Origin of the sequence: Nocardioides sp. LMS-CY (assembly GCF_018732145.1) — a bacterium.
Lineage (GTDB): Bacteria > Actinomycetota > Actinomycetes > Propionibacteriales > Nocardioidaceae > Nocardioides > Nocardioides soli.
Genome location: NZ_CP076104.1, coordinates 2819486 through 2840567 on the forward strand (window position 1 = coordinate 2819486; position 21082 = coordinate 2840567).

General features: G+C 71.9%; 25 protein-coding genes. 13 read left to right on the top strand and 12 right to left on the bottom strand.

Annotation, left to right across the window (positions count from 1 at the left end; genetic code table 11):
* Positions 1-12: 12 nt before the first annotated feature.
* On the bottom strand, positions 13-1617 hold the full coding sequence (locus tag KM427_RS13600; protein WP_215524205.1) for an amino acid permease: 1605 nt from the start codon (positions 1615-1617) through the stop codon (positions 13-15).
* 147 nt (positions 1618-1764) lie between these two features.
* Here KM427_RS13600 and KM427_RS13605 point away from each other — a divergent pair, with 147 nt between their 5' ends.
* From KM427_RS13605 to KM427_RS13635, 7 genes are all read left to right on the top strand, one after another.
* Complete coding sequence (locus tag KM427_RS13605) at positions 1765-2499, top strand: FadR/GntR family transcriptional regulator (protein ID WP_252274473.1); 735 nt, start codon at positions 1765-1767, stop codon at positions 2497-2499.
* A 23-nt stretch (positions 2500-2522) separates the two neighbouring features.
* Positions 2523-3893 (top strand): glutamine synthetase family protein, encoded by a 1371-nt coding sequence (locus tag KM427_RS13610; protein ID WP_215524206.1) that lies wholly within the window; start codon positions 2523-2525, stop codon positions 3891-3893.
* A complete protein-coding gene (locus KM427_RS13615) occupies positions 3893-5260 on the top strand; it encodes an aldehyde dehydrogenase family protein (protein WP_215524207.1) in 1368 nt (455 codons plus the stop codon). Before KM427_RS13610 ends, KM427_RS13615 begins: the two co-directional genes overlap by 1 nt.
* 114 nt (positions 5261-5374) lie before the next feature.
* Entirely contained in the window at positions 5375-6154 is a 780-nt protein-coding gene (locus KM427_RS13620; RefSeq protein WP_215524208.1) for a 3-oxoacyl-ACP reductase, read from the top strand.
* Positions 6154-6867 (top strand): gamma-glutamyl-gamma-aminobutyrate hydrolase family protein, encoded by a 714-nt coding sequence (locus KM427_RS13625; protein WP_215524209.1) that lies wholly within the window; start codon positions 6154-6156, stop codon positions 6865-6867. Before KM427_RS13620 ends, KM427_RS13625 begins: the two co-directional genes overlap by 1 nt.
* Positions 6864-7565 carry a glycerophosphodiester phosphodiesterase gene (locus KM427_RS13630; protein ID WP_183594621.1) on the top strand — a complete coding sequence of 234 codons (702 nt, stop codon included), beginning with the start codon at positions 6864-6866 and terminating at the stop codon, positions 7563-7565. Before KM427_RS13625 ends, KM427_RS13630 begins: the two co-directional genes overlap by 4 nt.
* A 70-nt stretch (positions 7566-7635) precedes the next feature.
* Positions 7636-8607, top strand: a complete 972-nt coding sequence (locus KM427_RS13635) for an alpha/beta hydrolase (protein ID WP_215524210.1) — start codon at positions 7636-7638, stop codon at positions 8605-8607.
* Positions 8608-8626: 19 nt separating this feature from the next.
* On the opposite strand, the gene KM427_RS13640 is transcribed toward KM427_RS13635, so the two are convergent.
* Positions 8627-9286, bottom strand: a complete 660-nt coding sequence (locus tag KM427_RS13640; RefSeq protein WP_183594617.1) for a nitroreductase family protein — start codon at positions 9284-9286, stop codon at positions 8627-8629.
* 49 nt (positions 9287-9335) lie between these two features.
* Here KM427_RS13640 and KM427_RS13645 point away from each other — a divergent pair, with 49 nt between their 5' ends.
* Positions 9336-9695: a DUF4267 domain-containing protein gene (locus KM427_RS13645; RefSeq protein ID WP_215524211.1), complete on the top strand. Its 360-nt coding sequence runs from the start codon at positions 9336-9338 to the stop codon at positions 9693-9695.
* Between the two features lie 9 nt (positions 9696-9704).
* Here the strand turns inward: KM427_RS13645 and KM427_RS13650 are convergent, their stop codons facing one another.
* From KM427_RS13650 to KM427_RS13660, 3 genes are read right to left on the bottom strand one after another with little or no spacing between them, the layout of a single operon-like run.
* The gene (locus KM427_RS13650; RefSeq protein ID WP_183594614.1) at positions 9705-10469 is read right to left on the bottom strand and encodes a sulfite exporter TauE/SafE family protein; all 765 of its coding nucleotides are present in this window, start codon (positions 10467-10469) and stop codon (positions 9705-9707) included.
* Positions 10466-11590 carry an SPFH domain-containing protein gene (locus KM427_RS13655; RefSeq protein ID WP_183594612.1) on the bottom strand — a complete coding sequence of 375 codons (1125 nt, stop codon included), beginning with the start codon at positions 11588-11590 and terminating at the stop codon, positions 10466-10468. The genes KM427_RS13650 and KM427_RS13655 overlap by 4 nt, the downstream gene beginning before the upstream one ends.
* Positions 11591-11617: 27 nt before the next feature.
* Positions 11618-12079: an NfeD family protein gene (locus KM427_RS13660; RefSeq protein WP_183594611.1), complete on the bottom strand. Its 462-nt coding sequence runs from the start codon at positions 12077-12079 to the stop codon at positions 11618-11620.
* A 71-nt stretch (positions 12080-12150) separates the two neighbouring features.
* On the opposite strand from KM427_RS13660, the gene KM427_RS13665 reads away from it, so the two are divergent.
* Both KM427_RS13665 and KM427_RS13670 read left to right on the top strand, forming a co-directional pair.
* On the top strand, positions 12151-13020 hold the full coding sequence (locus KM427_RS13665) for a hypothetical protein (RefSeq protein ID WP_215524212.1): 870 nt from the start codon (positions 12151-12153) through the stop codon (positions 13018-13020).
* A 10-nt stretch (positions 13021-13030) separates the two neighbouring features.
* On the top strand, positions 13031-13522 hold the full coding sequence (locus KM427_RS13670; RefSeq protein ID WP_183594608.1) for an adenylyltransferase/cytidyltransferase family protein: 492 nt from the start codon (positions 13031-13033) through the stop codon (positions 13520-13522).
* Here KM427_RS13670 and KM427_RS13675 read toward each other — a convergent pair.
* Positions 13510-14568 carry a phosphotransferase gene (locus KM427_RS13675; RefSeq protein WP_215524213.1) on the bottom strand — a complete coding sequence of 353 codons (1059 nt, stop codon included), beginning with the start codon at positions 14566-14568 and terminating at the stop codon, positions 13510-13512. The two genes, KM427_RS13670 and KM427_RS13675, sit on opposite strands and share 13 nt — an antisense overlap.
* Between KM427_RS13675 and KM427_RS13680 the strand changes: the two genes are divergently transcribed.
* Entirely contained in the window at positions 14563-15333 is a 771-nt protein-coding gene (locus KM427_RS13680) for a phosphotransferase (RefSeq protein WP_215524214.1), read from the top strand. The two genes, KM427_RS13675 and KM427_RS13680, sit on opposite strands and share 6 nt — an antisense overlap.
* Positions 15334-15348: 15 nt before the next feature.
* Here the strand turns inward: KM427_RS13680 and KM427_RS13685 are convergent, their stop codons facing one another.
* The gene (locus KM427_RS13685) at positions 15349-16143 is read right to left on the bottom strand and encodes an ABC transporter ATP-binding protein (RefSeq protein ID WP_183594602.1); all 795 of its coding nucleotides are present in this window, start codon (positions 16141-16143) and stop codon (positions 15349-15351) included.
* Positions 16144-16197: 54 nt separating this feature from the next.
* On the opposite strand from KM427_RS13685, the gene KM427_RS13690 reads away from it, so the two are divergent.
* Complete coding sequence (locus KM427_RS13690; protein WP_215524215.1) at positions 16198-16932, top strand: Rv1486c family protein; 735 nt, start codon at positions 16198-16200, stop codon at positions 16930-16932.
* A 16-nt stretch (positions 16933-16948) separates the two neighbouring features.
* Here KM427_RS13690 and KM427_RS13695 read toward each other — a convergent pair whose 3' ends face one another.
* Positions 16949-17311: a VOC family protein gene (locus KM427_RS13695; protein ID WP_183594598.1), complete on the bottom strand. Its 363-nt coding sequence runs from the start codon at positions 17309-17311 to the stop codon at positions 16949-16951.
* A gap of 59 nt (positions 17312-17370) precedes the next feature.
* Between KM427_RS13695 and serB the strand changes: the two genes are divergently transcribed.
* Positions 17371-18585: a phosphoserine phosphatase SerB gene (gene serB / locus KM427_RS13700; RefSeq protein WP_215524216.1), complete on the top strand. Its 1215-nt coding sequence runs from the start codon at positions 17371-17373 to the stop codon at positions 18583-18585.
* Positions 18586-18777: 192 nt separating this feature from the next.
* Here the strand turns inward: serB and KM427_RS13705 are convergent, their stop codons facing one another.
* Genes KM427_RS13705 through KM427_RS13720 form a run of 4 tightly spaced genes read right to left on the bottom strand, consistent with a single transcriptional unit; the run spans position 18778 to position 21043 of the window.
* Positions 18778-19284, bottom strand: a complete 507-nt coding sequence (locus KM427_RS13705; RefSeq protein WP_215524217.1) for a SixA phosphatase family protein — start codon at positions 19282-19284, stop codon at positions 18778-18780.
* A 4-nt stretch (positions 19285-19288) separates the two neighbouring features.
* Positions 19289-20062: an enoyl-ACP reductase FabI gene (fabI, locus tag KM427_RS13710; protein WP_183594593.1), complete on the bottom strand. Its 774-nt coding sequence runs from the start codon at positions 20060-20062 to the stop codon at positions 19289-19291.
* A 5-nt stretch (positions 20063-20067) separates the two neighbouring features.
* Complete coding sequence (gene fabG, locus KM427_RS13715) at positions 20068-20787, bottom strand: 3-oxoacyl-ACP reductase FabG (RefSeq protein WP_183594591.1); 720 nt, start codon at positions 20785-20787, stop codon at positions 20068-20070.
* A gap of 43 nt (positions 20788-20830) precedes the next feature.
* Complete coding sequence (locus KM427_RS13720; RefSeq protein WP_183594589.1) at positions 20831-21043, bottom strand: dodecin; 213 nt, start codon at positions 21041-21043, stop codon at positions 20831-20833.
* Positions 21044-21082: the final 39 nt, after the last annotated feature.

Consider the following 21082-nt stretch of genomic DNA (forward strand, 5'->3'; position numbering starts at 1 on the left):
GCCTGGGACGTCCTAGTCGCCGAACGCGTCGACGACGGCCTGGTCGATGGTGTGCTTGGGACCGGTGAACCACTTCTTCGCCGAGGTGTTCCACCAGATCGTGAGCAGCAGCAGTGCGCCGAGCGTGACGATCGGGGCGTAGTTGACGAACTTCCACTCGAACTCGTCGCGGAACGGGTTCGCCGCCGGCGTCGTCGGCATCATCAGGAACACCGAGACCACCACGATCTCGATCACCGCGATCGGGTTCATCCACTTGTACTTCGCCCCGTTGTTCCACGAGCCGGTCTCGAATCGGCTGCCGTAGCGCCAGCGCAGGAAGATCGGGATCGCGAAGGCCAGGTAGAGACCGATCACCGCGATCGAGGTGACCGCGTAGAAGGCCAACGGCACCGGCGTGCCGTTGACGTCGACCTTGATCAGCGCCGGGAGGGTCAGCACCGCCGCACAGACCCCGACGAAGACCACCGCGTTGGCCGGGACCCGCGACCGCGTGAGGCGCTGCAGCGTCGGCGAGCCCGGGATCGCGCCGTCCCGGCTGAAGGCGAAGGTCATGCGCGACGCCGACGTCATGCACGAGGTCGCGCAGAAGAACTGTGCGGACGCCGAGATGAAGAGCACCAGGGTGGCCCAGTTCTGCCCGAGCGCCGAGAGGAAGATGGGTTGGACGCCGAGCCCGGCGAGCGCGTTGTCGGGCTGACCGGCGTCGTTGTTCGGGATCGCGAAGACGACGCAGAGCAGCAGGATGTAGCCGCCGATCACCGAGTAGAGGATCGAGCGCCAGATGCCCTTCGCGGCGGCGCGCGAGGCCGACCCGGTCTCCTCCGACAGGTGGGCGGAGGCGTCGAAGCCGGTGATGGTGTACTGCGTGAGCAGGAAGCCGAACGGCACGATGGCGAACCAGAAGGCCACACCCGACGTGCTGCCGTCGGCGTACCCCGAATTGTTGAAGCGCTCGGTGAAGACGTAGCTGAACGACTGGTGCTGGTCGGGCACGAACAGCAGAACCACCACGATCACCGCCGCGCCGACCACGTGCCACCACACCGAGACGTTGTTCATGATCGCCATCAGGTGGCCGCTGAAGATGTTCAGCACCGACACCAGCGCCAGGATGATCACGAAGATGATGAAGACGCGGGTCAGGGAGTAGTCCGCGGCGAACGAGTCGGAGTAGGTGCTGATCGTCAGGTCGATGAACGTCGCGCAGCCGTAGGACACACCGGCGGTGACCGCGACCAGCCCGATCAGGTTCAGCCAGCCGGTGAAGAAGCCCGCGGCCGGGCCGCCGAGCTTCGACGCCCACCAGTAGATGCCACCGGAGGTCGGGTACGCCGAGACCAACTCGGACATCGTGAACCCGATGATCAGGATGAAGATGCCGAGGATCGGCCAGGACCACGAGATCGAGATCGGGCCGCCGTTGTTGAAGCCGGCACCGAAGTTGGTGAAGCAGCCGGCCAGGATCGAGATGATCGAGAACGAGATCGCGAAGTTGGAGAACCCCGACCAGGAGCGGTTGAGGTCCTGGCGATATCCCAGCTTGGCCAGGTGCTTCTCGTCGTCGGTGAGCTCGGGAACCGGGTGCGTCGGCAGTGGCTCATGTGCTTCGGGCATTGGCAACACCCTCCGATGAGAGATCGTGCGAACGTGAAAGGACGCTAGACCCGGGCGGTTTGGCGTGTCCAGAGTCGTCGCCGATTTTGGTATGAACTCCGACCATTGGTGATTGACACTGCGCCCCCTGGATCGAAGGATGACCCTGTGACCGCGTCGCCTGACCACCACCTTCCGGGAGCGGTGCTGCGGCCCGTGCGCGGGCACCACGCCTTCGAGGCGTGTGTGGAGCAGCTGGCGACCGCGATCCGGCTCGGCGTCTACCCCCGTGGCTCGACGTTCCCGCCCGAACGCGAGCTGGCCGCGATGCTGCACGTCTCGCGGGCGACGCTGCGCGAGGCGATGGCCGCGCTGCGACAGGCGGGTCTGATCGAGACGACCCGCGGCCGGGGCGGAGGCACGGTCGTGACGCTCAAGCAGCGGACGCCGTCGGCGCGCCGGGCGGCGCGCGTCTCGGCCGAGCAGCGCAGGGAGTGGCTCGACGCCCTCGAGTTCCGTCGGATCGTGGAGCCCGGCGCGGCGTACCTCGCCGCGAACGCGGAGCTCGACGATGCGATGCGCAGCCAGCTCGAGCGGGCCCACGACGAGGTCGCCGGGGCCCGTCGGCGGGCCGAGCACCGGCAGGCCGACTCGCGCTTCCACCTGACGGTCGCCTCGCTGTCCGGGTCGCCGCGCACCGTGGAGGCGGTGACCTCGGTACAGGCGATGCTGCACGAGATGCTGCTCGCGATCCCGGTCCTGGAGACCAACATCGCCCACTCCGACCGGCAGCACGCCGCGCTGGTGAAGGCGATCCTCGCGGGTCGCGCCGAGAAGGCCAGGTCTGTGATGGAGGAGCACTGCGACGACACGGCCGCGCTGCTGCGCGGTCTGCTCGGCTAGGACGTGGACGACTGAGGAGACAGATGCGCAACGATCGGCACCTCTCGATGGACCAGCTGCTTGAGCTGATCGACGACGGCGAGATCGACACCGTCGTCGTGGCCTTCACCGACATGCAGGGGCGGCTCCAGGGCAAGCGCCTGCACGGCCGCTACTTCGCCGACGTCGCGGTGCAGCACGGCACCGAGGGCTGCAACTACCTGCTGGCCGTCGACGTCGACATGAACACCGTCGGCGGCTACGCCATCTCGTCGTGGGAGAACGGCTACGGCGACATGGAGTTCGTCCTGGACGCCGACACGATCCGGCTGCTCACCCACCACCCCGCCACCGCCATGGTGCAGTGCGACCTCGTCTGGCCGGCCACCGACGACGGTCCGCACTCCCCCATCGCTCAGTCGCCGCGCGCGATCCTGAGACGCCAGCTCGACCGGGTCGCCGAGCACGGCTGGCAGGCGCTCGCCGGCACCGAGCTCGAGTTCATCGTGTTCGACACGTCGTACGAAGCTGCCCACGAGGCGCGCTACCGCGATCTGACGCCGGCCAACCAGTACAACGTCGACTACTCGATCCTCGGGACGTCCCGCATCGAGCCGCTGCTGCGCGCGATCCGCAACACCATGTACGACGCGGGCCTCGACGTCGAGGGCGCGAAGGGCGAGTGCAACCTCGGTCAGCACGAGGTCGGTTTCCTCTACGCCGACGCGCTGACCACGGCCGACAACCACGTGGTCTACAAGACCGTCGCGAAGGAGATCGCGGCCCAGCGCGGCAAGGCGATCACGTTCATGGCGAAGTACGACGAGCGCGAAGGCAGCTCCTGCCACATCCATCTGTCGCTGCGCGGCCGGGACGGCGACCTGGTGTTCTGGAAGGACGGCGCTCGGACCCCGCTCTACGACCAGTTCGTCGCGGGTGTGCTTGCCTCCGCCGCCGACTTCACGCTCCTCTACGCCCCGAACATCAACTCCTACAAGCGGTTCGCCGACGGCTCGTTCGCACCCACGACGATCGCGTGGGGCCTGGACAACCGCACCTGCGCGGTTCGCCTGGTCGGCCACGGCGCCGGGGCCCGGATGGAGAACCGGATCCCGGGTGCCGACGTGAACCCCTACCTCGCGCTCGCCGCGATGCTCGCCGGCGGCCTGCACGGCATCGAGCAGGGCCTCGAGCTCGAGCCGCCGCTGGCCGGCAACGCCTACACGTCCGGTCGTGATCGGGTGCCACACACGCTCGCCGCCGCCCGCAACGCGTTCGCGTCGTCGGAGATCGCGCGCTGCAGTCTGGGCGACGACGTCGTCGACCACTACGTCAACATGGCCGACGTCGAGCTGGCCGCCTACGAGGCGACCGTTACCGACTGGGAGCTGTTCCGAGGATTCGAGAGGCTGTAGTGACCGACGTCCACACCGTCATCAACCCGGCCACCGCCGCTCCGGTGACCGACGTCCGGCTCGCCTCCGTCGCGGACGCGGACGCGGCGATCGAGGCGGCCCACGCGGCGTTCCCGGCGTGGCGGGCGCTGCCACCGGGTGAGCGCGCCGCGCTGCTGCGGCGCTTCGCCGCCGTGGTCGACGCGCACATCGACGAGCTCGCCGAGCTCGAGGTCCGCAACGCCGGCCACACCTGGGGCAACGCCCGCTGGGAGGCGGGCAACGTCCGCGACTGCCTCAACTACTACTCCGGGGCGCCGGAGCGGCTCTTCGGCCGGCAGATCCCGGTGCCCGGCGGCGTCGACGTGACGTTCCACGAGCCGCTGGGCGTGGTCGGGATCATCGTGCCGTGGAACTTCCCGATGCCCATCGCGGGCTGGGGGTTCGCCCCCGCGCTGGCCGCGGGCAACACCGTCGTGCTGAAGCCGGCCGAGCTCACGCCGCTGACCGCGATCCGTCTCGGCGAGCTGGCCCTCGACGCGGGACTGCCCGAGCACGTGCTGACCGTGGTCCCCGGCAAGGGCTCGGTCGTCGGAGAGCGGTTCGTGACCCACCCACTGGTGCGCAAGATCTGCTTCACCGGCTCCACCGAGGTGGGCAAACGGATCATGGCCGGCTGCGCCGAGCAGGTGAAGCGGGTGACGCTCGAGCTCGGCGGCAAGAGCTCCAACATCGTCTTCGCGGACGCCGACATCGCCGCGGCGGCCGCGAGCGCGCCGTACGCGGTCTTCGACAACGCGGGCCAGGACTGCTGCGCGCGCTCGCGGATCCTCGTCGAGCGCGCGGCGTACGACGAGTTCCTCGCGCACCTCGAGCCGGCCGTGGCCCGGCTGCGGGTGCTCGACCCGGGCGACGAGGCGTCGGAGATGGGCCCGCTGATCTCCGCCCGTCAGCGAGCGTCCGTCCTCGGCTACCTCGACGAGGTCGAGGTGGCGTTCGCGGGCTCGACGCCCGGCGGCCCGGTGTCGGACGGCTTCTGGGTGCCCCCCTCAGTGGTGACCGTCGACGACCCGGCCACGCGGATCTGGCGCGAGGAGGTCTTCGGCCCGGTCGTGGCGGTGATGCCCTTCGATGACGAGGCCGACGCGGTCGCGAAGGCCAACGACACGGAGTACGGCCTGTCCGGCTCGATCTACACCACCGATCTGGGCCGCGGGCTGCGCGTCGCCCGGGCCGTCGAGGCGGGCAACCTGAGCGTCAACTCGCACTCGTCGGTGCGCTACTGGACGCCGTTCGGCGGCTACAAGCAGTCCGGGCTCGGCCGCGAGCTCGGCCCGGACGCCCCGATGGCCTTCACCGAGGAGAAGAACGTCTTCATCGCCCACTAGGAGAAGGGGTGGTTTCGAGGCTCGCTTCGCTCGCACCTCAACCACCGTGGCGGTGGTTGAGGTGCGAAGGCCGCCAGGCCTGAGCCTCGAAACCACCTCGACGAAGGAGTCACCATGGCCGGACGCATCCAGGACCGGGTCGCGGTCGTCACCGGCGGCTGCTCGGGCATCGGCCTGGCGACCATCCGGCGCTTCGTCGCGGAGGGCGCCAAGGTCGTCATCGGCGACATCGACGACGCCCGCGGCGGGACGCTGGTCGAGGAGCTCGGCGGGGCCGACGTCGCGACGTACGTGCACGTCGACGTCACCTCCCAGGAGCAGGTCGACGCGCTGTTCCGGACCGCCGCGGACACCTACGGGTCGGTCGACATCGCGTTCAACAACGCCGGCATCAGCCCGCCGGAGGACGACTCGATCCTCGACACCGACCTCGACGCCTGGCGGCGCGTGCAGGAGGTCAACCTGACCTCGGTCTACCTGTGCTGCAAGGCGGCGCTCCCCTACATGCTCGAGCAGGGCCGGGGCTCGATCATCAACACCGCGTCGTTCGTGGCGGTGATGGGTGCGGCGACGTCGCAGATCTCCTACTCGGCGTCCAAGGGCGGGGTGCTGTCGATGACCCGCGAGCTCGGCGTGCAGTTCGCGCGCCAGGGGGTGCGGGTCAACGCGCTCTGCCCGGGCCCCGTCAACACGCCGCTGCTCCAGGAGCTCTTCGCGGCCGACGCCGAGCGCGCGGCCCGCCGGCTCGTGCACGTGCCGATGGGCCGCTTCGGCGAGCCGGAGGAGATGGCCGCGGCGGTGCTCTTCCTGGCCTCCGACGACTCGTCCTTCATGACCGCAACCACGTTCCTGGTCGACGGCGGCATCTCCGGGGCCTACGTCACCCCCCTCTGATGACGACTCCGGTCATCGGCCTGAGCACCTACCGCGAGAGGGCGGCCTGGGGCGTCTGGAACCAGACCGCCGACGTGCTGCCGAGCCAGTACGCCGTCGCGGTCGAGGCGACCGGCGGCGTACCGGTGCTGCTGCCGCCGACGGCCGGCGTCGGGGCCGCCGACGCCGTCGTCGCCCGCATCGACGGCCTGGTGATCAGCGGCGGCGCCGACGTCGACCCGGCACGGTACGACGCCGAGGCGCACGCCCGCACGGCCGGCTGGCGCCCCGACCGCGACGCGTGGGAGCTGGCGCTGCTGGCCGCCGCGGACGCGGTCGGGCTGCCGGTGCTCGGCGTCTGTCGCGGCATGCAGGTGATGGCGGTGCACGCGGGCGGCGCGCTCGACCAGCACCTGCCGGACCTCGTCGACCACGAGCGGCACTCCCCCGGCGGCGACGAGTTCGGCGCGATCGAGGTGGCGACCACGGCCGGCAGCCGGATCGCGGCGCTGGTCGGCGACCGGCTCGCGGTCAACTGCCACCACCACCAGGCGGTGCGCACCCATCCCGGGTTCGGGGCCACCGCGCACGCGGCCGACGGCACGATGGAGGCGATGGAGGCGCCGGGCGACCGCTTCTGCGTCGGGGTGCAGTGGCACCCCGAGACCGCGGCCGACGTCGGGCTGCTGGCCGGCCTGGTGCGCGCGGCCGCCGCCTACGCTGAGTGCCGATGATCCCCTCCCGACGCCGTCAGCGGCGCGACCCGGTGCTGGTCAGCGCCCACCGCTGCCTCACGATCGAGCAGGTCGAGCACGCGCTGCGGCTCGGCGTCGACTACGTCGAGTTCGACGTGCAGCGCTGCGCCGACGGCTCGCTGGTGCTGGCCCACGATCCGGTCGCGGTCGCGCCGCCGGACGCCACGACGTACGACGAGGTGCTCGAGGTGCTCGCCGGGCGCGGGCGGGCCCACCTCGACCTGAAGTTCCACGACGGCTGCGTCGACGCGGTCGCCCACGCCGTCGACCGACTCGGCACCGACCGGCTGGTCGTCACCACGCTCGAGGACCGGTCGGTGACGGCGATCCGCGCCTGGTCGGACGTGCACGCCCCGGCGCTGCTCGTCGGGCTGTCGCTGGGGCGGGGGGTGTCCGGCTTCCCGGTGCTGCGGCAGGTGCGGGTGCGGCTCTCGGAGTTCTTCCCGCGGGTGCGCTACCGCCACTCGCGGGCCAACGTCGTGGTCGCGCACCACTGGCTGGCCCGGCTGACCGTGGCCCGGTTCGCCCGCAACCACGGGCTGCCGCTGCTGGTGTGGACCGTCGACACCGCGCCGTCGCTGCGGCACTGGACCCGCACCGGCCGAGCCTGGCTGGTCACCACGAACAACCCCGACCTGGCCCTGCGGCTGCGTCGTCCTGAGAGACTTTCGCCATGAGCCCCACCCCACGGAATCGCGTTGCTCCCCCGCTGCGCTCCTCCGCCCCACGATTCCGCGGGGACCTCGGATGAGTCGCAGCGTGTTCGACGAGCTGGTCCCCGACGTGCTCGGCGAGCCCTACCTCGCCGAGACCATCACCCTGCCGCCCGACGACGAGGGCCCGGTCGTCGCGACGCTCGTCGTACGCCGCGCGGCCCGGCCGACGGGCCGGGCGGTGCTGCACGTGCACGGCTTCTGCGACTACTTCTTCCAGACGGCGTACGCCGAGTGGTGGAACGAGCGCGGCTACGACTTCTACGCGCTCGACCTGCGCAAGTACGGCCGCTCGCTGCTCCCGCACCAGACGCCCAACTACGTCACAAACCTGCGCGAGCACTTCCCCGAGCTCGACGCGGCGTACCTGCGGGTCACCGAGCGCGACGACCACGACCACGTCGTGATCAGCGCCCACTCCACGGGCGGCCTGATCGTCGCGCTGTGGGCCAACGAGCGCCGCGACCGCGGGCCGGGCCTGGCCGGCATGGTCCTGAACTCGCCCTGGCTCGACATGCAGGGCGGCACGCTGATCCGCGGGCTCGGCACCTCGGTGATCAAGCAGGTGGGCGCGCGCCAGCCCAAGCGCCTGATCCCCCGCACCGTCGAGGGCCACTACGGCCGCAGCCTGCACGCCGACCACGCCGGCGAGTGGATGTTCAACACCGACTGGAAGCCGCTCGACTCCTTTCCGGTGACCTTCGGGTGGCTGCGCGCGATCCGACTCGGGCACGACGAGCTGCACACCGGCCTCGAGGTCGGCTGCCCGGCGCTCGTGCTGTCGTCGTCGGGCACCCGCTGGCCCCACGAGATGGGCCCCGACGCGCACAACTTCGACATCGTGCTCGAGGTGCCGCAGATCCGACAGTGGGCCACCGCGCTCGGCGGCCACGTCACCTACGTGGCGGTCGAGGGCGCCCGGCACGACGTGATCCTCTCGCTCCCCGAGCCCCGCGCGAAGGCCTACGCCGAGATCGGCCGCTGGCTGTCGACGTACGTCGGGTGACGGCCCACGCGGGCCGGCGTCAGAACGCCTCGCCGTCGAAGCGGTCGCGGGTGACGAAGTCCTCGACCGGTCGGCGCCGCAGCCGCGTCACCTGCTGGACCGGACGGCCGAGCGGGAGCACGGCGGCCACGGCGTACTGCGGCGGGATGCCGAGCAGCTCGCGGACCGCTGGCTCCTCGGCGACCGCCATGGTGGTGATCGTGCCGCCGAAGCCCTCCGCGCGGGCCGCGAGCAGGATGTTCCAGACCAGCGGGTAGACGGACGCGCCGCCGACCAGGCCGATCCGGTCGAGGTGCTGGTCCATCGCGGCCACGACCCCGAGGTCGACGCAGACGACGAGCACGGCGGCGGCGGTGAGCACCGGCCTGGTGAACTGCTCCGGGACCGCGGTCGCCTCGATCTCCTCGGCGCTCGGGAGCGGCGCCTCCAGCGGGTTCCAGGGGCTCTGGCCGGCCTTGATCTGGGCGACGTAGCGGCGTACGGCGGGCTCGTTGAGCTCGGCGAGCCGGCCGCGCGTCGCTCCGTCACGCACCACGATCACGCGGGTCCCCTGGCGGTTGCCCCCGCTCGGGGCGAAGCGGGCCGCGTCGAGCATCCGGTGCAGGGTCTCGTCGGGCAGCGGCTCGTCGGTGAACTCCCGCACCGCGGCGGTCGAGCGCATCACGTCGTACAGGTCCATGGGGCGAGCGTGCCACGTCGGCGGGCTGACGACCGCTAGCGTGCACGGCATGAACCCTGTGATCGGCCTCTCCCTGGGACGCATCGCCGTCGGCGTGGCGGCGCTCGCGAAGCCCGAGCTCGCCGCGCGGACCTTCCAGCTCGACCCGGTGGGCAACCCGCAGGTCCCCTACGTGCTCCGGCTGTTCGGCTCCCGCGAGGTGGCGCTCGGAGCGGTGACGTTGCTCGCCCGTGGTCGCCGGGCGCAGCGCGGGCTGATCGGCCTGGGCGTGCTCGTCGACGCCGCCGACGCGGCCACCGGCTACCTCGCGATGCGCGACGGTTCGATCTCCCGCAAGACCGCGATGACGCTGATCGGCCCGGCCGTCGGCGCCATCGGGTCGGGGGCCGTGGGACTCCTGCGACGCTGAGGCGCCTGCTCAGCCGAGCATGAAGACGGCCAGCGCGACGGTGCCGACCAGCACGATCACGATCCGCAGCCCGAGCGGTGGGAGGCGCCGGCCCACGGTGGCGCCCAGCTGGCCGCCGATGGCCGATCCGACGCCGATCAGCAGCACGATCCACCAGTCGACGTCGGCGACGAACGCGAAGGTCAGGCCCGCGACGGCGTTCACGATCGCGGAGAGCACGTTCTTGATGGCGTTCAGGCTCTGCAGGTCCTCGTCGATGCCGATGCCGAGCACGGCCATCAGCAACACACCCTGGGCGGCGCCGAAGTAACCGCCGTACATGCCCGCGCCCAGCACGCCCGGCCGCACCCACCAGGCGCCGTGGTGGGGCAACCCGCCGACCGACTCGTGGCGGCGCGCGACCCAGGCCGCGATCCGCGGCTGGAAGATCACCAGCACCAGACCGAGCAGGATCAGCGCGGGCACGATCGCCTCGAAGGCGCTCGACGGCAGCACCAGCAGCAGGACCGCGCCCAGCAGGCCACCGATCAGCGATGCCACGCTCAGCCGCAGCACCCGCGAGCGCTGCCCGCTCAGCTCGCGGCGGTAGCCGATCGCCCCGGACAGCGACCCTGGGGCCAGGCCGATCGTGTTGGAGACGTTCGCCGTGACCGGCGGCACCCCGAAGGCGAGCAGGGTGGGGAAGGTGATCAGGGTCCCGGAGCCCACCAGGGTGTTGATGCCGCCGGCCGCGATCCCGGCGAGCAGGATCGCGACCACCTCGAAGAGCGTCACGGGCTGGGCGGTACCTCACCGGGGTCGACGGCCGGGTCCGTCTCGACCGGCTGGCCGCTACCCCGGCCCGGGTTGGCGGCGCTCGCGGCCTCCGCGATCGCCGCCTGCACCGCGGCGTCGGTCTGGCTCAGCTCGTCGTCCTTCCTCGGGTCGATCGGCTCCGAGGGGCCCATGTCGATCCGCTTCGCGGGACCCTCGACGTGCTGCGGGATCCCCTGCAGGCTGTTCATCGTCGAGCCCAGCCCCTCGAGCGCCTTGCCGATCTCGCTCGGCACGATCCAGACCTTGTTGGCGTCGCCCTCGGCGATCTTCGGCATCATCTGGAGGTACTGGTAGGCCAGCAGGGACTGGTCCGGCCGGCCGTCGTGGATGGCCTGGAACACCGTCTGGATCGCCTGTCCTTCGCCCTGTGCGCGCAGGATGGCGGCCTCACGGTCCGCCTGCGCACGCAGGATCTGGGACTCGCGCTGACCTTCGGCGTTCAGGATCTGGGACTGCTTGTTGCCCTCGGCGGTGAGGATGGCCGACTGCCGCTCGCCCTCCGCGGTCAGGATCAGCGCGCGCTTGTCGCGGTCGGCGCGCATCTGCTTCTCCATCGCGTCCTTGATCGACGGCGGCGGGTCGATGCCCTTGATCTCGACCCGGCTGACCCGGATCCCCCACTTGCCGGTGGCCTCGTCGAGCACACCGCGCAGGCCGGCGTTGATCGACTCGCGGCTGGTCAGCGTCTCCTCGAGGTCCATGCCGCCGACGATGTTGCGCAGCGTGGTCATCGTGAGCTGCTCGACGGCCTGGATGTAGTTGGCGATCTCGTACGTCGCCGCGACCGGGTCGGTGACCTGGAAGTAGATGACGGTGTCGATCGAGACCGTCAGGTTGTCCTCGGTGATCACCGGTTGGGGCGGGAAGCTCACCACCTGCTCGCGCAGGTCGATGGTGAAGCGCACCCGGTCGATGAAGGGCACGACGAAGTTCAGCCCCGCGGGCAGCGTCTCCTTGTACTTGCCGAACCGCTCGACGATCGCCGCCCGCGCCTGGGGCACGATGCGGATCGTCTTGGCGAGCACCACCACCACGAACAGCAACAGCAGGGCGACCACGATCAGGATCGCTACGGGCACAGCAGCCTCCTCACGGATTCAGGCATCTCAGGGCTCGAGCTCGGGCACGGGGTGGACGTACGCCGTGGCGCCGCGGATCTCGAGCACCTCCACGGTCTCTCCGGACTCGATCACGATGTGCTCGTCGTACGGCGCGGCCGTCCACGTCTCGCCGGCGAGACGGATCTGACCGGTCGCGAGGCCGGTGATCCGCTGGGTCACGGTCGCGCGCTGACCGATGAGCTTGCCGGTGCCGAGCTTGAGGTCCGGCCCCTGGTGCAGCCGGGCCACGAGCGAGGGCCGCACCAGCCACAGCATGCCGATCGCGACCAGCGCGGCGACGATCAGCTGGAGCACGACCGCTCCGCCGGCCGCGGCCGTCACCGCGCCACCCAGTGCACCGACGGCCAGCATCACCAGCACGAGGTCCAGGCTGAGGAGCTCGGCGATTCCGAGGAACGCGGCGATCCCGACCCAGACCGCCCATGCGTGATCGCTCAGCCAGTCCATTCCACGAGCCTAGTGCCCCGGTGCCGCCCATTTCCCGGACGGGGGTGCCAGCGGGTCGCTATCTTGCCCCGGTGACTGACGCAGAGGCGGCGCCGGAGTCGCCCGCGGGCAACGGCCTGCCGCCCGGTTATCAGGTCCGCACGGCGTCACTCGCCGGCCAGCGCATCGACAAGGCGCTGGTCACCCGCAGCCTCGCGCAGGCCGCCGAGGTCACCGCCGTGGTCGTGGCCGTCGCGTACGCCCTCGGCATGATGGTGCTCGCGGGGCAGCTGCGGGCGCTCGGCCTGCACAGCACGGCCACGCTGACCGGCTTCAAGCACGACGACGTGCTCATGAAGGGCTTCGGCGCGATCCTCTCCCACGTGCCGGCGCTCGTGACGCTGGTCGTCGTGGTGGGCATGGCCGTCAACGGACGGGTCCGCACGTTCGTCCGCGACACCTTCAGTCCCCGCAGCGGGCAGTCCACCGTGGGCCGCCGCTGGTCTCGAGGAGAGACGATCGGGGCCCGGGTCGCCGCGGGCGCCCTGCTCGTCATCGTGCTGCTCACCTCGGTGTGGTGGGAGGGCACGTTGGTCATGCTCGCGCTCGTCGGCTACCTCCTGCTCGCCTGCCGGTTCACGGCCCTGATGAGCCCGAACGCGCTCCTCGGCGCCGGACTCGTGGGCCTGCTGGTGATCGGCATCATGAGCACGTACGTCCATCCCAAGGCGCCGCCGGACATCCGGATCCTCACCAACGACGACCGCGTGGTGGTCGGCGGGCTGCTCGGGACCGGCGACAAGGGCGAGTGGTACGTCGTGCAGTACGACCACGACCCCTCCGACGGCCTGGACGACGGTCAGCTCAAGCTCGTGCCGGACAAGCAGGTCGTCGACATCCAGCTCGACGAGCCGCCCGACACCGAGTCGCCGCTGCTCTACGAGCTGCTGCTCGGCCGCTGAGGACCGGCGCGTGCTCGCCCTGCCCGATCGCATCCCCGATCGCCTGCGGCCCGACGTCCGGGCGGTCTCCGTCGCGCTCTGCCACGGGTGCTTCGACGTCATCCACTTCGGCCACGTCAACCACCTCGAGGTCGCCTCGACGCTCGCCGACCGGCTCGTCGTGTCGATCACCGACGACGCGTACGTCACGAAGCCGGGCCGGCCGGTCTTCTCGGCAGCGGAGCGCGCCCGGGTGCTCGCGGCGCTCTCGTTCGTCGACCATGTCGTCGTCGTGTCGGCGCCCGACGCGATGCCCATCCTCGAGGCGCTCCGACCGGACGTCTTCGTCAAGGGCAGCGACTACCTCGGCCCGGTCCGCGACGAGCGCCGGGCGGCGCAGTTCCGCGCCGAGCGCGACCTCGTCGTCGCGTACGGCGGTCGGGTGGTGCACACCGAGGAGGACACGTTCTCCAGCTCCCAGGTGGTCGACCGTCTGCTGGGCGGGGCGCGTCAGACGACCTGAGCTGCGAGCCCACCGAGCTCGCGCCACCGGTACGCCGTGCCGTCGCGCAGCGAGCGGACCCGGAGTCGCAGCTCGCCGACCAGCTCCGGCCGGTCGGCGCCGATGACGGCGAGCCACGAGGCGTTGAGGAGCTCCTTGGTGCGCACGCACAGGGCGAGCAGCTCGGGGTCGGGCGCCGGGTCAAGCGATTCGAGGAAGGGCGCGAGCTCCCGGGTCGGCACGGTGCCGTACCGGCGGGTCGCCGCGACCAGGCACCCGACGTCCCAGTCGGCGGGCGCGGCCCGGACGGTCTCGAAGTCGATGACGTGGAGCCGTCGACCGTCGTGCACGAGGTTGGCCGGCGACAGGTCGCCGTGCTGGAAGGCGAGCGGTGCGTCCAGGGCGAGGTCGCACTCCGCGACGGACCGCAGCTCGTGCGCGAGCCAGGCGACGTCGGCGCCGACCTGGGCCGGCAGCGCGACCGGGCCCGTGTACGCCGTCGGTGTCCCGGCCGCCAGCTGCTCCAGCACCGAGGCGCGCTCGGTGACGTTGACGAGCCAGTGCACGGGCGCGACGGCCACCGGCACAGCCGCCAGTCGCCGCGCGTCGATGCCCAGCCGGGCCCACGCCGCCGGTCCGATCGGTCCCGGCACCCCCGGCACCCGTTGCCAGACCGCCACCCTCGGATGCGGCGTCGCGACCAGGGCCGGCACACAGACGCCCGCCTCCCGGGCCCGACGCGCACCGGTGACGTCGACGGAGCAGCGGGACGCCTCGCCGTACACCTTGGCGATCTGCGCGTCGTCGGGCGAGCGGTAGACGGCGTTGTGGCCGCTCCGGACCCGGGCCCAGCCGACCAGGCCGGCCTCGGCGAGCAGGGCCCGGGCGACCCGGTCGTCCAGCCGTCCGACCGGTCCGCGGTGTGGTAGCTTCCCGCGGTGGATCTGGCCCTGTCGCCGAACGCGGCGAAGGCCGTCGACGACGTCCTCGGACCCGGTGGTGGCGTCCGATGGCTCTCCGAGGTGCCGGCTCGGCTCGCGGCTCTCGCCCGTGACTGGGGCGTGCATCCTACGGAGAACCTCCATGCGGGCACCTCGGGTCTGGTCTTCCGCGCTCGGTGCGACGACGCCTCGTCAGGTGACCTGGCGCTGAAGCTGTCCTTCGACGAACCCGAGCTCGAGGCTGAGCACCAAGCCCTGGGGGTCGCCCAGGAGCTCGACATCCGACCGCTCGCGCGAGCGTACCGATATCGGCGGGGCGCGATGGCCACCTTCTGGATCTCCGGCCGGACGGCCGACCCCGAGATCTCCCCCGGCGACCTCGTCGCGACCCTGGACCGGATCCACATCGACGTCCCCGAGACCGCGGGGCTGCGGCTGCTCGGGCCGCACGTGCGCCGGCACCTGGACGCGGCCCGCGGTCAGCTGTCACGGGCCGGGGCGTGCGGTGTCGACGAGCCACTGCTCGAACGGGCCGAGCACCTGGCCGTCGCGCTCGCGAGCACCGGTCACCGCTCCTACCTGCACGGCGACGTCCACCCCACGAACGTGGTCACGACCGGCACCGGCCTGGTCCTGCTGGATCCGAAGGGACTGGTCGGCGACCCCGCGTACGACGCCGCCGTCTGGTCGCTGAAGGCCGACAAGCTGATGCCCCGGCGCGCCTGGATCGACCTGCTCGGCGCGGACTACGGCCGGGACCGGGTCGCCGGGTGGGCCGCGATCGTGGGCGCCTGCCACGCAGTGTCGTACGCCGCGCACGGCAAGCGGCTCGACCGGGTCCGGGCCTACGCCGAGATCGCCCGCGAGGGCCTCGCGGCCGTCGGTGCGTGACGCCGCCCCGGTGCGCTACCGGTGTCGCGTGCGCCGGCGCGCCGCCCAGCGGCCGTCCTCGTGCGAGAGCACCAGCGGCATGCCGAACGTCGACGACAGGTTCGCCGCCGTGACGACCTCCTCGATCGGCCCCGCGGACACGATCTCGCCCCGGCGCAGCAGCATGGCGTGGCTGAAGCCGGGCGGGATCTCCTCGACGTGGTGGGAGACCAGCACGGTCGCCGGCGACGCCGGGTCGGCGGCCAGCACCGACAGGGTCGAGACCAGGTCCTCGCGACCGCCCAGGTCGAGGCCGGCCGCGGGCTCGTCGAGGAGCAGCAGTTCGGGGTCGGCCATCAGGGCACGAGCGATCTGCACCCGCTTGCGCTCTCCCTCGCTCAGGGTCCCGAACGTCCGGTCGACCAGGTGGGACACCCCGACCTCGGTCAGCAGGTCGGTCGCCCGGTCGTGGTCGAGCTCGTCGTACGCCTCGCGCCAGCGGCCGACCACGGCGTACGACGCCGACACCACCACGTCGTGCACCCGCTCCGCGCGCGGGATGCGCTCGGCGAGGGCCGCGCTGGTGATGCCGATCCGAGGCCGGAGCTCGAAGACGTCCACCGTGCCGAGCACCTCGTCGAGGATGCCCGCGACGCCGGAGGTCGGGTGCATCTGCGCGCTCGCGACCTGCAGTAGGGTCGTCTTGCCGGCGCCGTTCGGCCCCAGGATCACCCAGCGCTCGTCCTCCTCGACGCGCCAGCTGACGCGGTCGAGCAGGGTCGCCTGTCCTCGCCGGATCGTCACCTCGGCGAAGTCCAGGACGGCGGTCATGTCGCACACCCTATCTAGTGGACAAGGACCGTCCGCAGCGTATCGTCACGCGCCGTGACCACATCGCTCCCGCCCGCCGCCAGGCTCGCCTGGTGGGGCACGGCGTGGCTGCGCGGCCACGCCGTCGCCGACCTGGTGGTCGACGCGGTGATCGACGGCGACGCCACCCACACCGTGGTCGGCCTGCCCGGCGCCGAGGGCACGGAGACCCTGGTCGCCGGCCTCGCGCGGCTGCGCGCGGCGGGTGCCTCGGCCCTCGGCGCAGCCTTCCCGGTGGAGGGCGACCCGGCCGGGCTCGGCGGTCCGCGCGACCTCAACGCCGACGCCCTCGAGATGGGCGAGGCGGTCATGGCCGTGGAGGTCGGACTCGGGCTGGTGCCCCACCGCACCGGTGCCGCCGTCGCCTGGCACGCCCGGCCCGCCGATCGCCGGCAGCTGACCGATGTCGGCGAGGCCGACCGTCAGCTCCGCGCCGCCCTGCTGGCCGCGGCGCAGGCACTGGCCGACCTCGACGTGGCACGCTGGCGGCCCGAGGTCGCCGACCGGCTGATGAACCTCCGACACCTCGACCTACCCCCCGCCCCGCACGGCGTTCCCGGGCGCTGTGTGGAGCTCGCGGCGCGCGGCCTCCAGGCCACCCGGATCGTCGCGCTCGCGTTGGAGGACGACGGTGGGTCGGTCACGGCGTACGACGTGCGCAGCCGTCGGGAGGCGCTGCTGCCGCTGGAGCGCGCCGGCCGACACGCGCTGGTCGCGGCGTGCTCGCCCGAGGTGTGGCCGCCCGAGTGAGGCGGCCCGTCGCTCTTCAGTTGTCGGGCGTGGCCCAGACGCCCAGCTCGTTCCCGCCTGGGTCGGTGAAGTGGAACCGGCGCCCGCCGGGGAACTCGTAGGGACCCTCGATCACCTCCCCTCCGGCGGCTCGGACCGCATCGGCCGTGGCATCGAGGTCGTCGGAGAACAGCAGCACCAGGGCGCCACCACGCCCCGCCGGCCGGGCCCGATTGAGGCCCCCGACCTCACCGTCGCCGTCGGGCGCCACGATGCCGGCGTAGTCGGGGCCGTAGTCGTGGAACCGCCAGCCGAACGCGGCCTCGTAGAAGGCCCTGGACGCCGCAAGGTCAGGGGCACCGAGCTCGAGATAGTCGATCGCGTGATGGATGTTGGCCATGGATCCAGCATGGACCCGACCACCGACACCGCCCGGTCAGCGATAGCCTCGCGCCTGAGATGACCGCAGCGAAGCCAGAGACCCTCCTCATCACGCTCACCGGCAAGGACCGCCCGGGCGTGACCTCGGCGGTGTTCGGCGCCCTGGCCGGCGCCGGCCTCGAGGTCGTCGACATCGAGCAGATCGTGCTGCGCGGCCGACTGGTGCTCGGCGTGCTGGTCACCGCGCCCCGCAACCTCGCCCGCGTCCGGGCGGCCGTCGTCGACACCGCGCGGGCGCTCGGCATGGACGTCGACGTCGAGACCGGCGTCGGCGACAACAAGGCCCGCGGCGCCGGACGCTCGCACGTGACCGTCATCGGGCTGCCGCTGCGGGCGGCCGCGATGGCCACGGTCGCCGGCCGGATCGCCGACGCCGGCGCGAACATCGACCGCATCGAGCGGATGGCGCGCTACCCCGTCACCGCGATCGACCTGCACGTCTCCGGCGTGGCGACCGACGCGCTGCGCACGGTGCTGGCGCCGGAGGCCGCCGCCCACGGGATCGACATCGCGGTGCAGCCCGCCAACCTGCTGCGCCGCGGCACCCGCCTGATCGTCATGGACGTCGACTCCACCCTGGTGCAGGGCGAGGTGATCGAGATGCTCGCGGCCCACGCCGGCTGCGAGGCGGAGGTCGCCCGGGTCACCGAGGCCGCGATGCGCGGCGAGATCGACTTCGCGGAGTCGCTGCGCTCGCGGGTCGCACTGCTGGAGGGAGTGCCGGCGAGCGCCCTCGACGACGTGTACGACGCCATCGAGCTCGCTCCCGGCGCTCGGACCATGGTCCGCACCCTGCGCCGGCTCGGCTACCGGTTCGCGATCGTCTCGGGCGGCTTCAGCCAGATCACGGACCGGCTCGCGGTCGACCTCGGCATCCACTTCTCGCGCGCCAACGAGCTCGAGATCGCCGACGGCCGGCTCACCGGCCGCATCGTCGGCCCGATCGTCGACCGGGCCGGCAAGGCCGCGGCGCTGCGGGAGTTCGCCGCCGAGATCGGGGTGGCCGAGGCCGCGACGATCGCGATCGGCGACGGCGCCAACGACCTCGACATGCTCAACGCCGCCGGCCTCGGGATCGCCTACAACGCCAAGCCGATGGTCCGCGACGCCGCGGACACGGCCGTGAACGTCCCCTACCTCGACGCGATCATGTACCTGCTCGGCATCTCCCGCGAGGAGATCGTCGCCGCCGACGCCGAGGCGGGGATCGTCACCCCGGCGCCGCCGGTCTAGTGACCCGAACTTGAGATCCGCACCCTATGTCGCACCCCGAGCACGCCCCTCGCGGCGTTGGCAGAGCTTGAGATACGCCCGGTAGCCCTGCGCTCCGCCGCCTTGCGAGGCACGCACTCGGAGCACGACCTATGGCACGGATTTCGCGCCCGGGTCACTAGACGGCCGGTCGATCCACGCGCCGGATCCGCGTCAGCCGCGGCCGACGTACGCCGCGACCAGGTCGGCCGAGCCCGGGCCGAGGTCGACCCACGCCCCGTCGTACGAGAAGACCGCGACCGCGCTGGTCGGGAAGCCTCCGGCGAGTGCGTCGGGCACCGGCGGGTCGCCCTCGCCCGAGTCGAGCAGCTGGGCCAGGTAGGCCATCGTCGGGTTGTGCCCGATCACGATCAGCGTGCCGACGGCGTCCGGGGTGAGGCGGATCAGGTCGAGCGCGGTCTCGGGTCCGGCGGCGTAGAGCCCCCGGTCGACGTCCGGCTCCAGCGCCCACGACGCACCGGCTGCGACCGCCCCCCAGGTCTCCCGGGTGCGTAGCGCGGCCGAGACCAGCGCGTGGCCGGGCGCGATGCCCTCGCCCGCCAGCCAGCGGCCCGCGTCGGCGGCGTCCCGGCGGCCGCGGTCGGCCAGCGGGCGCTCGAAGTCGGTCGGGCCCTCCTGCTCGGCCTTCGCGTGTCGCATCACGACCAGCCGGCGGGGCATGGGATCAGGCGCCCATCGCGTGGAAGCCGCCGTCGACGTGCACGATCTCGCCGGTCGTCGCCGGGAAGAAGTCCGACAGCAGGGCGCAGATCGCCTTCGCGGTCGGGGCGTGGTCGGTGTTGTCCCACCCGAGCGGCGAGCGCGAGCCCCACATCGACTCGAGGTCCTCGAAGCCGGGGATCGCCTTCGCCGCAAGCGTCTTCAGCGGGCCGGCCGAGACCAGGTTCACCCGGATGCCCTCCGGACCCAGGTCGCGGGCCAGGTAGCGCGAGCACGACTCCAGCCCGGCCTTCGCCACGCCCATCCAGTCGTACGCCGGCCAGGCGACCGTCGCGTCGAAGGTCAGCCCGACCACGGAGCCGCCGTGGGACAGCAGCGGCCGGCAGGCCATGGTCAGCGACTTCAGCGAGTACGCCGAGACGTGCATCGCCTGCGCGACGTCCTCCCACGGTCCGGTGAGGAAGTTGCCGCCGAGCAGCGTCTCGGGGTTGCCGTACGCGATCGAGTGGACGACGCCGTCGAGCCCGTCCACGTGCTCGCGCACCTGCGCCTCGAGCCCGGCGAGATGGTCGGGGTCGGTGACGTCGAGCTCGAGCACCGGCGGCTCGACCGGCAGCCGCTTCGCGATCCGCCTGGTGATGCCGAGCGCCCGACCGAAGTTCGAGATCAGCACGGTCGCGCCCTGCTCCTGGGCCACCTTCGCGGCCGCGAAGCCGATCGAGCTGTCCATCGTCACGCCGGCGACGAGGATGCGCTTGCCTTCGAGGATGCCTGCCATCGGTGTCAGTGCCCCATTCCCAGTCCACCGTCGACGGGGATGACCGCCCCGGTGACGTACGTCGCGCCGGGGCCGGTCAGCCACAGCACCGTCTCTGCGATGTCCTCGACCGAGCCGTAGCGGCCCAGCGGGACCTGTGCCTTGATCGCCGCCTTCTGCTCGTCGGTGAGCACGCCGGTCATGTCGGTCTCGATGAAGCCGGGGGCGACGACGTTCGCGGTGATCGACCGCGAACCGAGCTCCCGGGCGATCGAGCGCGCCATGCCGACCAGGCCGGACTTCGAGGCGGCGTAGTTGACCTGGCCGGCCGAGCCGAGCAGCCCGACGACCGAGGAGATGAAGACGATCCGGCCGCGCCGCAGCCGGAGCATGCCCTTCGAGGCCCGCTTCGCGAGCCGGAAGGAGCCGGTGAGGTTGGTGTCGATGACCGACGACCAGTCGTCGTCGGACATCCGCAGCAGCAGGGTGTCGGCGGTGATGCCGGCGTTGGCGACCAGCACCTCGACCGGGCCGTGCGCCTCCTCGATCTGCGCGAACGCCGCCTCGACCTGCTCGGCGTCGGTGATGTCGCACCGGACATCCAGGGTGCCCGTCGGCGCACCCCCGCTGCGGGTGGTGACCGCGACCCGGTCACCGTTCGCGACGTACGCCTCCGCGATCGCGCGACCGATGCCGCGATTGCCTCCGGTCACGAGGACCGACCTGGGTTCGTGGGATGCACTCACGGCACGTGACGCTAGCGACTACCGCCGAGTAATCGGGAACCGGTCAGTCGTCCTCGAGCCGGAAGCCGACCTTCATGCCGACCTGGAAGTGCTCGACGGTGCCGTCCTTGACCTGGCCACGCACCTGGGTCACCTCGAACCAGTCGAGGTGCCGCAGCGTGCGGCCGGCCCGCTCGATGCCGTTGCGGATGGCGGCGTCGATGCCGTCCGGGGAGGTGCCGACGATCTCGGTCACGCGGTAGGTGCGGTTGCTCATGCCCCCGAGCGTAGCGATGTGCGCGCCGACGTACGATGG